The organism is Bradyrhizobium sp. UFLA03-84 (genome assembly GCF_002289535.1).
Taxonomy (GTDB): domain Bacteria; phylum Pseudomonadota; class Alphaproteobacteria; order Rhizobiales; family Xanthobacteraceae; genus Bradyrhizobium; species Bradyrhizobium viridifuturi.
Map to the genome: position 1 here is coordinate 400,954 of NZ_NSJY01000005.1, position 14,314 is coordinate 415,267.

The 14,314-nt window shown below is 66.1% G+C and carries 12 protein-coding genes; 4 read left to right on the forward strand and 8 right to left on the reverse strand.

The window, feature by feature from the left end; genetic code table 11:
* Window positions 1–320: 320 nt before the first annotated feature.
* On the forward strand, window positions 321–1,250 hold the full coding sequence (locus CK489_RS04660) for a sulfite exporter TauE/SafE family protein (RefSeq protein ID WP_050628218.1): 930 nt from the start codon (window positions 321–323) through the stop codon (window positions 1,248–1,250).
* Window positions 1,247–2,029, forward strand: coding sequence for a TIGR02186 family protein (locus tag CK489_RS04665; RefSeq protein WP_095731458.1), 783 nt, complete (start codon window positions 1,247–1,249; stop codon window positions 2,027–2,029). Before CK489_RS04660 ends, CK489_RS04665 begins: the two co-directional genes overlap by 4 nt.
* Here the strand turns inward: CK489_RS04665 and CK489_RS04670 are convergent.
* Window positions 2,026–3,336 carry an aspartate aminotransferase family protein gene (locus tag CK489_RS04670; RefSeq protein ID WP_095731459.1) on the reverse strand — a complete coding sequence of 437 codons (1,311 nt, stop codon included), beginning with the start codon at window positions 3,334–3,336 and terminating at the stop codon, window positions 2,026–2,028. The genes CK489_RS04665 and CK489_RS04670 overlap by 4 nt on opposite strands.
* Before the next feature lie 147 nt (window positions 3,337–3,483).
* On the opposite strand from CK489_RS04670, the gene CK489_RS04675 reads away from it, so the two are divergent.
* On the forward strand, window positions 3,484–3,978 hold the full coding sequence (locus CK489_RS04675) for an Lrp/AsnC family transcriptional regulator (RefSeq protein WP_095731460.1): 495 nt from the start codon (window positions 3,484–3,486) through the stop codon (window positions 3,976–3,978).
* On the opposite strand, the gene CK489_RS04680 is transcribed toward CK489_RS04675, so the two are convergent.
* From CK489_RS04680 to CK489_RS04690, 3 genes are read right to left on the reverse strand one after another with little or no spacing between them, the layout of a single operon-like run.
* Window positions 3,975–5,306 carry an NRAMP family divalent metal transporter gene (locus CK489_RS04680; RefSeq protein WP_095731461.1) on the reverse strand — a complete coding sequence of 444 codons (1,332 nt, stop codon included), beginning with the start codon at window positions 5,304–5,306 and terminating at the stop codon, window positions 3,975–3,977. The genes CK489_RS04675 and CK489_RS04680 overlap by 4 nt on opposite strands.
* 57 nt (window positions 5,307–5,363) lie before the next feature.
* The gene (locus tag CK489_RS04685; protein ID WP_095731462.1) at window positions 5,364–6,128 is read right to left on the reverse strand and encodes an MBL fold metallo-hydrolase; all 765 of its coding nucleotides are present in this window, start codon (window positions 6,126–6,128) and stop codon (window positions 5,364–5,366) included.
* Window positions 6,125–7,051 carry a DMT family transporter gene (locus tag CK489_RS04690; RefSeq protein ID WP_095731463.1) on the reverse strand — a complete coding sequence of 309 codons (927 nt, stop codon included), beginning with the start codon at window positions 7,049–7,051 and terminating at the stop codon, window positions 6,125–6,127. Before CK489_RS04690 ends, CK489_RS04685 begins: the two co-directional genes overlap by 4 nt.
* A gap of 110 nt (window positions 7,052–7,161) precedes the next feature.
* On the opposite strand from CK489_RS04690, the gene CK489_RS04695 reads away from it, so the two are divergent.
* Complete coding sequence (locus CK489_RS04695; RefSeq protein WP_095731909.1) at window positions 7,162–8,025, forward strand: LysR family transcriptional regulator; 864 nt, start codon at window positions 7,162–7,164, stop codon at window positions 8,023–8,025.
* Window positions 8,026–8,240: 215 nt separating this feature from the next.
* On the opposite strand, the gene pdeM is transcribed toward CK489_RS04695, so the two are convergent.
* From pdeM to CK489_RS04715, 4 genes are all read right to left on the reverse strand, one after another.
* Window positions 8,241–8,912, reverse strand: a complete 672-nt coding sequence (gene pdeM, locus CK489_RS04700; protein WP_198960830.1) for a ligase-associated DNA damage response endonuclease PdeM — start codon at window positions 8,910–8,912, stop codon at window positions 8,241–8,243.
* Window positions 8,913–8,975: 63 nt separating this feature from the next.
* Window positions 8,976–11,591 carry a ligase-associated DNA damage response DEXH box helicase gene (locus tag CK489_RS04705; protein WP_095731910.1) on the reverse strand — a complete coding sequence of 872 codons (2,616 nt, stop codon included), beginning with the start codon at window positions 11,589–11,591 and terminating at the stop codon, window positions 8,976–8,978.
* A gap of 230 nt (window positions 11,592–11,821) precedes the next feature.
* Window positions 11,822–13,048 carry an ABC transporter substrate-binding protein gene (locus CK489_RS04710; protein WP_095731465.1) on the reverse strand — a complete coding sequence of 409 codons (1,227 nt, stop codon included), beginning with the start codon at window positions 13,046–13,048 and terminating at the stop codon, window positions 11,822–11,824.
* Between the two features lie 275 nt (window positions 13,049–13,323).
* The gene (locus CK489_RS04715) at window positions 13,324–14,250 is read right to left on the reverse strand and encodes a methyltransferase domain-containing protein (RefSeq protein ID WP_095731466.1); all 927 of its coding nucleotides are present in this window, start codon (window positions 14,248–14,250) and stop codon (window positions 13,324–13,326) included.
* Window positions 14,251–14,314 lie beyond the last annotated feature (64 nt).

Genomic DNA, 14,314 nt, shown 5'->3' on the forward strand with positions numbered 1-14,314 from the left:
TTTCCCTCGCGACAAACGCGGAACGCGTTTGCGCGGAGATCATGCTCAAACAAGCCGGCTTCGCTGTCGTTAATCTGAATTATCAACCACGTCCGCAGCCGAGCGGCCACGTGCGGCGAAAAATGCCACCCGGGGCGGAAACTTTAGTCCCTCCCCCCGCCAAATTCGGTTATGCAAGAATGCGGCAATCGACCCGCGTTCGCCTGCTCCTTGCGCGCCGACCGGATTCGTTCAGCCGGAGAATGCCCGACCCGAACGACATCACGCCGTGATGCGGCCTTGCGCCCCAGCATGCGGCGAACCGACAAGAAGCGACGCGCGTGCAGCTCTACCTCCCGATCGCCGACATTCCGGTCAATGTCTTCCTCATCCTGGCGATGGGCGCAGCGGTTGGATTCGTCTCCGGCATGTTCGGGATCGGCGGCGGCTTCCTGATGACGCCGCTCTTGATCTTCGTCGGCATCGCGCCAGCGGTCGCAGTCGCCTCGGTCGCCAGCCACATCGCGGCTTCCTCGTTCTCCGGCGCGATCTCCTACTGGCGCAGGCGCGCAATCGACCCACTGCTGGCGGCGGTGCTGCTGGTCGGCGGCACGCTCGGCACCGCGCTCGGGGTGTGGACCTTCACCTTCCTGCGCTCGCTCGGCCAGCTCGATCTGATGATCGCGCTGTCCTACGTCATCCTGCTGACAACGGTCGGCGGGCTGATGTTCTGGGAGGGCCTGCGCGCGATGCTGCGTGCCCGCCGCGGCGGAACGGTCACGCTGCGCAAGCCCGGCAGCCACGGCTGGATCCACGGCCTACCGCTGAAGCTGCGCTTCAAGCGCTCCAAGATCTACCTCTCGGTCATCCCGGTCGTCGTGACCGGGCTCGTGATCGGCTTCATCGGCGCTGTCATGGGTATCGGCGGCGGCTTCATCCTGGTGCCGCTGATGATCTACGTGCTGCGGGTGCCGACCTCGACCGTGATCGGCACCTCGATGGTGCTCACCCTCGTCACCATGGTGTTCGCCACCATGCTGCACGCGGTGACCAACCATCTGGTCGACGCCGTGCTGGCGCTGATCCTGATGATCGGCGGCGTCACCGGCGCGCAGTTCGGCGCCCGCGCCGGCCAGAAGATCCGCGGCGAGCATCTGCGCCTCTTGCTCGGCCTGCTGGTGCTCGCGGTCGGCATCCGTTTTGCCGTCGAGCTGGTGATCCGGCCGCAGGACCTCTACAGCATTCGCGAAACCGGCGGAGCCCCGCCATGAGGCTGCGCTCGCTGCTTGTCATCGCCGGCCTCGCCGCCGCCAGCCTGGCGGCCTCGCCCGCCTGTGCCGAGCGGCTGATCGTGTCGGTCTCCAACCACCGCGTCACGGTGACGCCGAATTATTCCGGCGGCGAGCTGGTGCTGTTCGGCTCGGTCGAGAAGGACGACAAGACGCCGCCCAATCGCAGCAATTACGATCTCGTCGTCACGGTGGCCGGCCCGCGCGCCGACATGGTGACGCGGCGCAAGGAGCGTAAATTCGGGATCTGGATCAACACCGATTCGCGCCAGTTCATCCAGGTGCCGGGCTATCTCGCGCTGTTCTCCAATCGGCCGTTCGACCAGATCGCCGCACCGGAGGTGCAGCGGCGGCAGCAGCTCGGGCTCAACAACGTGCTGCTGATGCAGCGGGTCGGCCCTGACTTTGCCGACGTGGTGCCGAACGATCCGTTCCGCAGCGCCTTCGTCCGGCTGCGCTCCGAGCACGGCCTGTACCGCGAGGCGACCTCGGCGGTGACGTTCCTGACCCCGACCCTGTTCCGCACCGGCATTCCGCTGCCGGCGGAGGTGCCGATCGGCACCTACAATGTCGAGATCAAGCTGTTCAGTGACGGCGCGCTGGTGACCAAGACCGAGACCGCCTTCGAGATCGTCAAGGTCGGCTTCGAGCAGTTCGTCGCCACCACCGCGCGGCATAACGGCCTGGTCTATGGCCTCGTCACCGCGTTCATGGCGCTGATGACGGGCTGGATGGCCTCAATCGTGTTCCGAAAGGATTAGCCATCCTTTCCGTGCAACGCGCTTTCGAACGCGTCGCCTAGGATCGAGACGCCGAGATCGATCTCGTCATCGCTGATCGTGAGCGGCGGCGCGATGCGGAACACACTGCCCATGCCTGGCAACTGCACGATGTTGGTGCTCAGTCCGAGCTCCAGACAGCGCTGCGACACAAGCGTTCCGAGCGCTTCGTCAGGCTCCTTCTTGAAGCGGTCGCGCACGATCTCGATGCCCTGCATCAGTCCCCTGCCGCGCACGTCACCGATGCATTCGAACCGGTTCTGAAGCGCGAGCAGCCCGTCCCGCAGCCGCGCGCCCGCGATGGCGGCACGCTCGACCAGTCGGTCGCGCAGGATGATCTCGATGACCTTCAGCCCGACCGCGGCCGGCATCGGATCCGACACATGTGTCGTGTAGAACAGGAAGCCGCGCTCGTGACAGCGCTCCTCGATCTCGGCCGACGTGATGACCGCGGCCAGAGGCAGGCCGGCGCCGAGCGTCTTCGACAGGGTCAGGATGTCGGGCACGACGCCGTCGCGCTCGAAGGCGAACATGGCGCCGGTACGCCCAAGGCCGGTCTGCGCCTCGTCGACGATCAACAGCATGCCGCGCGCGCGGCACAGCTCCTTCAGCGCGGCGAGATAGCCCTCCGGCAGATCGATCAGCCCGCCGGAGCTGAGGATCGGCTCGGCGATCATGCAGGCGAGCGAGCCGGTCGACTGGCGATCGACGAGATCGAAGGCGTAAGCCAGTTCGGCCCGCCAGTCGGCCGCATTGCCGAAACGCGGCCGATAGGGGTTCGGCGTCGGGATCGCGAGCGCGCCGACCGGCGCGGGACCATAGCCCTTGCGGCCGGCTGAATAGGTCGCCCCCGCCGCGCCTGACGTCATGCCATGCCAGGACTGCGCGAACGCGACGGTTTCGAAGCCACCGGTGAAGAGCTTCGCCATCTTGATCGCCGCCTCGTTCGACTCAGCCCCCGTGCTCAGCAGCATGACGCGATCGAGCCCCGGCGGCAGCAGGTCCGCGAGTTTCTCGGCCAGCGACACGACCGAACGGCTCAGCATGCCGCTGAACAGATGGTCGAGCCGCTCGGCGTGCGCGCTGATGGTCTGGACGATCTCGGGGTGACCGTGACCAAGCACGGCGCTCATCTGCCCGGAGGTGAAATCCAGGATCGCGCGGCCGTCGGCGTCATGGACGAAGGATCCGGAGGCGCGCTCGATGATGACGGGCGCGAACGTCCCGCCGTACCGGATCAGGTGACGCCGCGCGCGATCCCAGAATGATTTGTCGTCATTTCCAGCCATACCCATGCCCTTTGCCGCTCAGTCGCCGTGATCAAGGCTATTGCAGCGCATCTTATGCGCGCGCTGCCGCAATGAGCTTGCGATTTGAGATGCATTTCATCCCAGTCTCTGCAATCAATTGCGCAAAACGCACCAAATGCGAAAGAAATGGGAACCACGATCGTGATGATCGACGAGATTGACCGGAAGATCCTCGACGTGCTGCAGGTCGAGGGGCGCATCACAAATCTCGAGCTGGCCGAACGGATCGGCCTCTCGTCTGCCCCATGCATGAGGCGGGTCCGGACCCTCGAAGAGGCCGGCGTCATCAATTCCTATGTGGCGCTGGTGGACCCGGCGCGGGTCGGGCTCGGATTCGACGTCATCGTCGAAGTTCGCCTCAAGCAACAGACCAGGGAATCCTTCGCGCGCTTCGAGAAGAAGGTGATCGACCTTCCGGAGGTCGTCGAATGCTGCATGATTGCCGGCGACTGGGATTACTCGCTGCGGGTCGTGTCCTCCGACCTCGCCCGCTATCAATCGTTCATCCTCGACCGCCTGATGCATCCGGACAGCGACATTGCGAGCTACCGCACGACTATCATCCTGCGGAAGGTCAAATCGACGACCAAGATCGATAGCTCGCTGTTCCGCGGGGACTAGAGGAGAAACCCGATCCCCATCGCGATCACGCTGAGCGCCATCGCAGCCGTGGAGAGCCAGCCGAGCCCATACAGCCACCCGCCGATCGCGAAGCGGCCCATCACCTCGGTGTGGCGGGCCATCAGCATCAGCAGCACCATCACGGGCACGGCAAGCACGCCGTTGACGACCGCGCTCCAGTACAGCGCCGAGATCGGATCGATCGGGGTGAAGTTGAGCGCGATGCCGATGCCGCCCGACAGCGCCAGCACCGAATAGAACGCGATCGCCTCCCTCGGCTTGCGCGTCAGTCCGACCGGCCATCGCCGGCCCTCGCCGACCGCGTAGGCCGTCGCGCCCGCAAGCACCGGGATCGCCAACAGGCCGGTGCCGACGATGCCGAGCGCGAAGATCACCTCGGCGAACGGCCCGGCGATCGGGCGCAACGCCTCGGCGGCCTGCGCCGAGGTCTGGATGTCGGTCTTGCCGGCGGCATGCAGCGCGGCTGCGGCGGTGACGATGATCGACAGCGCTATGACGTTGGAAAACGCCATGCCGGTGACCGTGTCGGCACGGATGCGCGAGAATTCGCGCTGCGCGCCGTAGTGCCGTTCGATCAGCGGATGCTTGCTGGCATCGACCCGCTGTTCCTCGGCCTCCTGCGAGGCCTGCCAGAAGAACAGATAGGGCGAGATCGTGGTGCCGAGGATCGCGACGATGGTTGTGAAATAATCCGCGCTCCACGTCAGGCGCGGAACGAGCACGCCGGCCAGCGCCTGCGTCCATGACACCTTGGCGAAGGCAAGCGCCGCGACATAGGCGAACAGGCTGAGCGTCAGCCATTTCAGGACGGCGACGTAGCGCCGGTAGTTCATGAAGATCTGGGCGGCGACCGAGGCCACGCCGAACAGCACGACATAGAGGATCGCGGGGCCACCGATCAGGAGTTTGGTCGCGTCCGCCATCGCCGACAGGTCGGCGGCGATGTTGACGGTGTTGGCAACGAACAACAGCATCACCACGGCTGCGAGCAGCCAGCCCGGATAGTGCTTGCATACGTTGCCTGCGATGCCGTGCCCGGTGACGCGGCCGACCCGCGCCGAGATCTCCTGGATCGCGGTCATCAGCGGGAAGGTCAGCAGCATGGTCCAGCCGATGCCGTAGCCGAGTTGCGCGCCGGCCTGGCTGTAGGTGCCGATACCCGATGGATCGTCGTCGGAGGCTCCGGTGATCAGGCCGGGGCCGAGCGTCTCCAGGACGCGACTGACGCTGAACGGCCGGCGCCGAGGCTTCGCCGTCGGCGCCGTGTCATGCTTGTCGTGTGGTGCGATCGTCCCTTGGCGCGTCATGTCCGGTTCCAGCCGTCTGACAACGAGCCGGATACGCCGGGGTTCCTGCAATGAAACCTAGCTCTCGATGACGGTGGCGACCCCGGGCTCGAGGATGCGCAGACGGCGGCCGAAGCCGAGCGTATCGAAGCTCGCGCGCAGATCGCTCGCGTTCTGCCGGAAATGCGCCCAGCCGTCGGTATGGACCGGCACGATCACCGCGTCGGCAAAGGCGCGCGCGGTCTCGATCGCGTCGTTGGTGTCCATCGTGAGATGGAACGGGCCGCGGGTTTGCGCCGCGCCGGCGAACGGCAGCACCACGCCGCAGTCGAAACGCCGCGCGACCTCGGCGACGCCGTCGAACCAGGTGGTGTCGCCACTGACATAGACCGGACGGCCCGGCTTCGTCCGCTCCACCACGAAGCCGATCACGTCGCCGGACAAGGGCTCGATGCCCGCGGGCCCGTGCCGCGCCGGCGTCGCGGTGATGGCAAGCGTCCGCCCGCCTTTCTTAAGTGTCGTCGAGGCCCAGGGCGCAAAACCCTCGGTATTGCCACCGAGCCGCTTGGCGCCGGCCTCCGTCGTCAGCACGCGCCTCGCGTCCTTGAGAAAGTCCCGGCCGGAATGGTCGAGATTGTCGGAATGCTGGTCGTGGCTCAGCAGCACCGCATCGATCTCGCCGACGTCGCGCGCACCGAGCGCGGGGCCTGTCAGCTTCTCCAGCTTCACATGCGGCAGTTGATAGTCGCCGGGCGCATCGAAGGTCGGATCGGTGAGCAGGCGGAACCCGTCGATCTCGATCAGGGCGGTCGGGCCCCCGATCAGGGTGATGGTGATGCTCACGTTCCACTCCTCTTGGGCGATGCCGCGGCGGGGCGCGTCACCAGATAAATGCCGAGAGCGACCGGAACGATCCCGAGCAGGTCGCGAAATTTGACATGCTCGCCGAGCACGAGATAGGCGAACAGCATGCCGAGCGGCGGCATCAGGAAGTGATAGGCGCTCGCAGCGGTCGCGCCACACACTTTCAGGAGATGAAACCAGAGCAGATAAGCGAGGATCGAGCCGCCGAGCACGAGGAAGGCGAAGGCGCCTGCGAGTCGCATGCTCGGCACGATGTCGCTGACGCTGGAGAGCGTGAAGGCGAACGGCATCACCGCAAGGCCACCGGCGATGTTCTGGATGCCGTTGCCGATCCACAGGCTACCCTTCGGCGCCAGCAGCTTGAACAGCACGGTGCCGGCGACGATCGAGGCCAGCGAAGCCAGCGTGAACAGGATGCCATGCGGGCTGTCCGTGCCGACCTTGATGCGATGCCAGACGATGAAGGCGACGCCGACGATGCCGAGCACGAGACCGATCACCTTGCGCAAGGTCATGCTTTCGCCGAGGAACATCGCGGCCAGCATCGCGGTGAAGACCGGATTGGCCGAGACGATCAGCGCGCCGAGCCCGGCGGAGACCGTCTTTAGTCCGGTATAGCCGAGGCCGAGATAGAGCGCGTTGTTGGCGACGCCGATTACGGCGAACACGGCGACATCGCGCCAGCTGAGATCCCATTGGTCCCGTCGCAGCCAGGAGATGCCGAGGATCAGAACGCCGGCGAGCGAGAATCGCGCAGCGAGCAGGATCAACGGCGGACAATCGGTGACGCCGATCTTGCCGGCGACGAAAGCATAGCTCCAGAGCAGGCAGAACAGCGCGATCAGCAGCGGCAGGGTGTTGAAGCGGGCGCGGGGGGCGGCGATTGACGTTGCGGCGGACATGGCGATTTTTCCTGGCGGGTTCTCCATCGCCCATGATCTAGGCCCGCGCCTTGTCATTTGGAAATTAAATGATAGACTGCCATCCAGTGGATTTATAAATGGAGGCTGCGATGCTCGATCTGGAGCTGTTGCGCAGTTTCGTCTCGGTGGTCGATGCCGGCGGCTTCACCCGCGCCGGCGAGCGCGTTCACCGCACGCAATCGACGGTCAGCCAGCAGATCAAGCGCCTGGAGGAGGATGTCGGCCAGCCGCTGCTGATCCGCAGCGGCAAGGACGTCACCCCGACGGAAGCCGGCGATCAGCTGCTGACCTATGCACGGCGGCTGCTGGCGCTGGCCGAGGAGGCACGCGACGTGGTGTCGCGTCCGGGCAGCGAAGGCGCGATCCGGATCGGCATCACCGAGGATTTTGCCGCCTATCGGTTGACGCGATTGCTCGCGACCTTCTCGCGCAGCCATCCGAATCTGCGCCTCGATGTGCGCTCCGGCCAGAGCCTTTACCTGTACCGCGATCTCGAGCGTGGCGATCTCGATCTCGCGCTGATCAAGCGCGCCGCCAGCGAGAGGGGCGGCATCGCGGTGTGGCCGGAACGCGTGCACTGGGTGACGAGCAAGAGCCATCCGCGCGACACCACCATCGGCTCGGTGCCGCTGATCGGCTTCGGCTCGGGCTGCCTCTACCGCGCCCACGCCATCCATGCGCTGGAGAGCGCCGGCCGCAACTGGCACATGGCCTACACCTCCTCCAGCCTCGCCGGCATCCAGGCTGCGGTCGCGGCGGGCCTGGGCTTGAGCATTCTTTCGGAAATGTCGATCCAGGCCGAGCATCGCGTGCTGACAGCGAAGGACGGCTTTGCGCCGATCGAGCGGACCGAAGTCGCCCTCGTCGCCGCCCCCGAGGCGAGGCCCGCGACATTGCGGCTGGCGGATCGGCTCGCGGAATATTGCGAGAGCGTGCAGGCGAAGGCGGCGTAGCGAAGGTCGGGCCGCAATTGCGGTGTCGTCCCTGCGAAAGCAGGGGACCCATGACCACAGGGCGCGGTGAGAGGGCAGGCTGGAGCCACAGCCCTCTTCAACTACAAAACCCTGTGATTATGGGTCCCGGGTCGCGCTGCGCTTGCCCGGGACGACGCTGAGTATGTGGTGCGATGTACGAATGACGGCAGGCTCGAGCGAGCCGGTCGCGACCGTCAATAACACCGCGACGCAGCGAACGCGTGGACGCGGTTGTCGCCGAGCACGTGGGCCATGAAGCCGCGCGACCCGAATATCCGGGCGAACGCGGCGTCGCGGACACTGAGGCCGCCGGTGTAGGCGCCGAACGCCGGCATCACCGCGCGCTCGCCGTCACTGGCAAAACAGCGCCGCTCGATCGAGCGGCCGCGGGTCGGCACCCGCGCCTTGGGATGCAGGTGCCCGGCGATCTCACCGCTCGCGCCGGTCGGCTCGTGGCGGAACACGATCGGGCCGATCGCAACTTCGGTCGCGACCACGCCGCCGAGACTGGACGGCAGCGCCGGATCGTGGTTGCCCGCGATCCAGATCCAGTTTCGCCGCATTTGCAGCGCCGCGAGCGCCGCACGATCCGGTTCCGATAGCCGCGCATGCGCGTCGCGATCGTGGAAGCTGTCGCCGAGCGCGACCACCTGCCGCGGATCGTGCCGCGCGATCACGGCGGCAAGCCGGCTCAGCGTCGCCACCGTGTCGTAAGGCGGCAGCAGCACGCCGCGGGCGGCAAAGCTCGAGCCCTTTTCCAGATGCAGGTCGGACACCACGAGCAGGCGCTGCTCTTCCCAGAACAGCGCGCCGGAAAAATCCGCCACGAAGCCGACATCCGCCACCGTGACTCTCGCAACGCGCATGTCGTCACCGTCTCGCAAAGCTAGCGCGCTTGCCGTCACGTCTTGTTCCCCACAATATCAGCGTTAGGTCATAGCCTCCCGCACGAGTTCCTCGGCCGCCTCGGCCAGAAGCTCGTCGGATGCTTCGCCATAAACTGACTCGCGGCCGATTTCCAGCAGCGCGGGGACGGCAAGCGGGGAAACGTGGTCGAGATCCTTGTGGGTGATCCGGCCGTGGATACGCGAAAGCATGTCGCTGAGACGGCGCAGATCGAGCAATCCCGTGGCGGCATCGTTGCGCGCGGCGCGCAGCAGCACGTGGTCGGCCTGATGCTTGCGCAGCACGTCGTAGATCAGGTCGGTCGAGAACAGCACCTGGCGGCGCGACTTCTCCTCGTCGGTGAAGCGGCGCGCGATCAGGCCGGAGATGATGGCGCAGTTGCGGAAGGTGCGCTTCATCAGCGCGGATTCCGCAAGCCACGCTTCGAGGTCGTCGCCGAGCATGTCGGGATCGAACAGCGCGTTGAGATCGAGCTTGCCGTGCCGGACCATGAAGGAGAGATCGCCGACGCCCCAGACCGCGAGCGCGTATTCGTTTGCGACGAAGCCGAGCGGACGGGCGCGGGCGCGCTCCAGCCGGCGCGTCAGCAGCATGCCGAGCGTCTGGTGCGCGAGCCGCCCCTCGAAGGGATAGCAGACCAGATAATGGCTGCCGCCGCGCGGAAAGGTCTCGACCAGGAGCTCGCGCACCGCCGGCACGCGGGAGAACTTCCGCTGCAATGACAGCCAGTCGTGCACCTGGTCCGGCAGCGCGTTCCAGGCGCGGCTGTTTTCGAGCAGCTTGCGAACCCGTTCGGCCAGATAGGTCGAGAGCGGGAACTTGCCACCCATATAGGACGGCACCTTTGCATCTTTGTCGTTGGCGCGGGAGACGTAGACTTGGTCTTCAACCAAGGCCTCATAGCGCACCACCTCACCGCCAAAGACAAACGTATCGCCGGGCACCAGGCCCTCGATGAACACCTCCTCGATCTCGCCCAGCATCCGGCCGCCGCGCGCGATCGCGCCGGTTGATCCGTGACCGCCGGCGCGCGAACGCACCAGCCGCACCTTCAGCATGGTCTCCTCGACGATGGTGCCGACATTGAGGCGGTAGCTCTGCCGCACCTTGGGATTGGTGACGCGCCAGCGGCCCTGCTTGTCCTGCTTGATGCGCGCGAAGCGCTCATAGGTCTTCAGCGCGTAGCCGCCGGTGGCGACGAAATCGACCACGTCGTCGAAATCGGTGCGTGACAGCGCTGCATAGGGCGCCGCGGTCCTGACCTCATCGTAGAGCTCATCCGACAGGAACGGTTTGCCGCAGGCACAACCGAGCACGTGCTGGGCCAGCACATCGAGCGCGCCCGAGCGCAGCGGCGGCGTGTCCTGCGCATTCTCGGCGATCGCATCGATCGCGACACGGCATTCCAGCACCTCGAACCGGTTGGCCGGCACCAGGACGGCGCGCGAAGCCTCGTCGAAGCGGTGGTTGGCGCGGCCGATCCGTTGCATCAGTCGCGATGATCCCTTGGGCGCGCCGATATTGATGACGAGGTCGACATCGCCCCAGTCGACGCCGAGGTCGAGCGAGGAGGTGCAGACCACGCCGCGCAGCCGGCCCGCGGCCATCGCGTCCTCGACCTTACGGCGCTGCGCGACGTCGAGCGAGCCGTGATGCAGCGCGATCGCGAGCCCGTCGTCGTTCATCCGCCACAGATCCTGGAACAGCATCTCGGCCTGGCTGCGGGTGTTGACGAACACCAGCGTGGTCTTGTTGCGCTTGATCAACTCATAGACCTCGGGCAACGCGTGGCGGGCACTGTGGCCGGACCACGGCAGCCGTTCGCGCGTATCGAGCATCTCGACCACCGGCGGCGCGGCGCCGCCGGCGGTGACGACGTCGGCGGATGCGTTCTCGCCGCCCGGCTGCGGCACCAGGAAGCGCGCCAGTTGCTCCGGCTCGGCCACCGTCGCCGAGAGGCCGATGGCGCGCGCCTGTGGCGCGATGGTCCAGAGCCGCGCCAGCCCGAGCGACAGCAGATCGCCGCGCTTCGAGGTGACCAGCGCATGCAGCTCGTCGAGCACGATGCGCTTCAGCGAGGAGAACAGGAACGGCGCGTCGTCGGAGGACAGCAACAGCGCCAGTTGTTCCGGCGTCGTCAGCAGGATGTCCGGCGGATAGCGACGCTGCCGTTGCCGCCGCGACACCGGCGTGTCGCCGGTGCGGGTCTCGATCCGGATCGGCAGCCCCATCTCGGCGACCGGCGTCTCCAGATTGCGCGCGATGTCGACGGCGAGCGCCTTGAGCGGCGAGATGTAGAGCGTGTGGAGGCCGCTGCTGCGGCGGACCGAGCGGCCGGTGGAGACGACTTTTGGCCTTGAATCGACTTCGACAGCTCCTTCGCTCGTCTGCCGCTGCGACTTGATCCCACCCGGCTCGTTCGCCAACTCCACCAGCGTCGGCAAGAACCCGGCCAGCGTCTTGCCCGCACCCGTGGGCGCGATCAGCAGCGCGGAACGCTCCTCGCGCGCTTTTTCCAGCAACGCGAGCTGATGCTCGCGCGGCGACCAGCCGCGTGAGGCGAACCAGTCGCGAAACCGGCGCGGCAAGAGATCGGCCGTTTCCGACGGCGGGACGGAAAAGAGATCGAGCGTCGACACGCCCAAGAGGTAGGTGGTTCAGGCGGTTTCGTCGAGGGCGGGACGGAAATGGCGGCAGGTGGCAGGAAGTCACTTCACCTCGCCCCGCTTGCGGGGAGAGGTCGGATCGCATCGGCAGATGCGATCCGGGTGAGGGGGCACAGGTCTCACGGCACACACCGCCTGGCGGAGAGAGCCCCTCACCCCAACCCTCTCCCCGTAAGAACGGGGAGAGGGAGAAGAAAGACGCCCTACTCCGTCATCGGCTCGCCGGAGAGGTCCCAATCCTTGCCGTTGAAGATCGAGACGTAGAGCGTCTTCATCGGTGTGTAGTCGTCGGGCGTGTAGCTGTAATTGATGCCGTCGAGGAAATAGGGCGAGTGGAAACCGGCCAGCGTGGTGGCGTGCTTCAGCACGTTGGCGCGGGTCAGGTCATCGCCGCAGCGGCGCAGGATTTCGCCCATCGTCACCGCCTGGCCGTAGCCGGCGAAAGCGATGGTGTTGTCGGGATCGATGTTCGGCAGGTACTTCTTGCGCAGCTCCTCGAACGCGACCACGTCGGCGTCCTTCTCGTAGCGCGGCACGCCGACTTCCTTGTTGTAGCGGATCGCGACGATGTCCTTGGCGTTCTCCAGCCCCGCGGCGCTCAGGATCGAGCGGCCGGTCGAGCCCGCCGACAACAGCTGCAGCGGCTTCCAGCCGAGCTCGGCGACCTTGCGGATCGACTGCGACGTCGCCTTGCCTGTCGTGATGTTGTAGAACACGTCGGCGCCCGACTTCGAGAGATTGATCAGCTGGGAATCGACCGTCGGATCGGTGAGATCGTAGGTCTGCTCCATGATCACCTGTGCCTTGCCGCCGGCATCGGCCAGCACCTTCTTGAACGGCCCCAGGAAGTCGCGGCCGAAATCGTCGTTCTGGTAGAGGATGCCGATCTTGGCATTCGGCTTCACGCTGACGACGTGCTTGGCGAGGATACGCGCTTCAGTCGGATAGAGCGGCAGGCCCGCCATGGTCCATTTGAAGTTCTTCGGGTCGTTCCACTTGGAGGCGCCAGTGTTGAGCAGCAACTGCGGCACGCCCTTGGAATTGAGATATTTGTGCACGGAGGTCTGCGGCGCGGTGCCGAGCGAACCATAGAGCGCTAGCACCTCCTCCTGCTCGACTAGGCGGCGCGTCGCCTCGACGCATTTCGGCGCGCTGTAGGCGTCGTCCATGGTGAGGAATTTCACCTTGCGGCCATTGATGCCGCCCTTCTCGTTCAGCATCTGGAAATAGGCTTCGCCGACGCGGCCGAGCACGCCATAGAGCGAGCCGGGGCCGGAATGCGGCACGGTCTGGCCGAGCTTGATCTCGGTGTCGCTCGCGCCCGGATCGTACTTCTTGTCGGCGGCCCGGACGAACGGCGCGGGCAGCACGGACGCTGCGATAACGGATAATGCGGTGGCGCCGAATTCGCGCCGAGTATGTTTTTTCATTGTGTCTCTCCCTGAGGCGCAAAGCTCTCGCATTCCGCCTTGCGCCGGGCAAGCGCGAAGTCACGGCTGTGTGGCGCAATGCCGCGTCACGGCAAATGCGTAGCGTGTAGACTCAAGTTGGGGAGCGATGCGCGCACTTTCTCCCTTCTCCGGGAGAAGGTGGCGCGGACAACGTCCGCGCCGGATGAGGGGTCTGCGTCCTCGGATAGAGACCCCTCACCTCGATGCTGCAGCATCGAAGCCATCCTCTCCCACAAGGGGAGAGGGTAAGGACGTCACGGCTTGATGGCCACCGCGACCAGCCCGGGCGCCGGAATGTTGTCTTCATTGCGCGCCGAGAGATCGTCGAGCAGGGCCAGCGTCAGCCCCGCGGCGGCCACCGACGCGCGCACATAGGCCGCGCTGTGGGCGTAGCGCAGCCCCTCACCGAGGATGACGCCCTCGCCGTCATGGGTCTCGGTCGTAATCGCGACCACGCCGCCCGGCACCAGCACGCGCGCGGCCTCGGCGAGCACAGGCGCGAGGTCGGCGACATAGACCATCGCATCCGCGGCGAGGATCAATTCGGCGCTGGCGTCCAGCTTACCCGAAATCCCCTGCAGCATGTCGTCGACCTCGAGCTCGGCATAAAGTCCCGTGGCGCGCGCCTTGTCGATCATGCGCGGCGACAAATCGATGCCGATGAAGCGATCGACATGCTGCGCGAACGCGCCGGCCGCGAGCCCGGTGCCGCAGCCGAGATCGATCGCGCGCTTGAAGAAGGCCGGCTTCTTCGCCGACGCGCGTACCGACAGCACCGCCTTGAACAGCAGCGCCGGACCACGATAGCCGAGATCGCCGACCAGCGCCGCCTCGAAGCGCGGCGCATATTGATCGAACAGCGTCTGGACATAGCCCGGCGGCATCGAACCGACGGCCTCGACGCCGAGCTGCATCAAATGCAGGCCGGCGCCGTGGCGGTCGTCGGGATCGGCGTCGCGCGCGGCGCGGAACGCTGCGATCGCGGCCTCGCGCTGCCCGAGCTCGAGGCGGATCTTGCCCAGCGTGTACCAGGCCGACGGGAATTTCGGCACCAGCTCGATCGCCTGTTCGAGCAGCTCGGCGGCAGCCGGCAGATCGCCCTTCAATTGCAGGTCGCGCGCGAACTCGTAGCGGCGGTCGGCAACGAGGTCGCCGGAGGACAGAAACAGGCGCGGGGCCATTCGCTTAAGGAACCAATCTTGGCCTAGTCTGGCCATCCGGAAAGCACGGACTTTTTCCGGAGAT

What these genes read in the sequence shown, in the direction of transcription:
- pdeM (WP_198960830.1), bottom strand. Translation starts at nt 8,912, where the DNA reads ATGCGCGTTGCGAGAGTCACGGTGGCGGATGTCGGCTTCGTGGCGGAT.
- CK489_RS04680 (WP_095731461.1), bottom strand. Translation starts at nt 5,306, where the DNA reads ATGACGCGCCAAGGGACGATCGCACCACACGACAAGCATGACACGGCG.
- CK489_RS04665 (WP_095731458.1), top strand. Translation starts at nt 1,247, where the DNA reads ATGAGGCTGCGCTCGCTGCTTGTCATCGCCGGCCTCGCCGCCGCCAGC.
- CK489_RS04690 (WP_095731463.1), bottom strand. Translation starts at nt 7,051, where the DNA reads ATGTCCGCCGCAACGTCAATCGCCGCCCCCCGCGCCCGCTTCAACACC.
- CK489_RS04715 (WP_095731466.1), bottom strand. Translation starts at nt 14,250, where the DNA reads ATGGCCCCGCGCCTGTTTCTGTCCTCCGGCGACCTCGTTGCCGACCGC.
- CK489_RS04710 (WP_095731465.1), bottom strand. Translation starts at nt 13,048, where the DNA reads ATGAAAAAACATACTCGGCGCGAATTCGGCGCCACCGCATTATCCGTT.
- CK489_RS04670 (WP_095731459.1), bottom strand. Translation starts at nt 3,336, where the DNA reads ATGGCTGGAAATGACGACAAATCATTCTGGGATCGCGCGCGGCGTCAC.
- CK489_RS04675 (WP_095731460.1), top strand. Translation starts at nt 3,484, where the DNA reads ATGGGAACCACGATCGTGATGATCGACGAGATTGACCGGAAGATCCTC.
- CK489_RS04695 (WP_095731909.1), top strand. Translation starts at nt 7,162, where the DNA reads ATGCTCGATCTGGAGCTGTTGCGCAGTTTCGTCTCGGTGGTCGATGCC.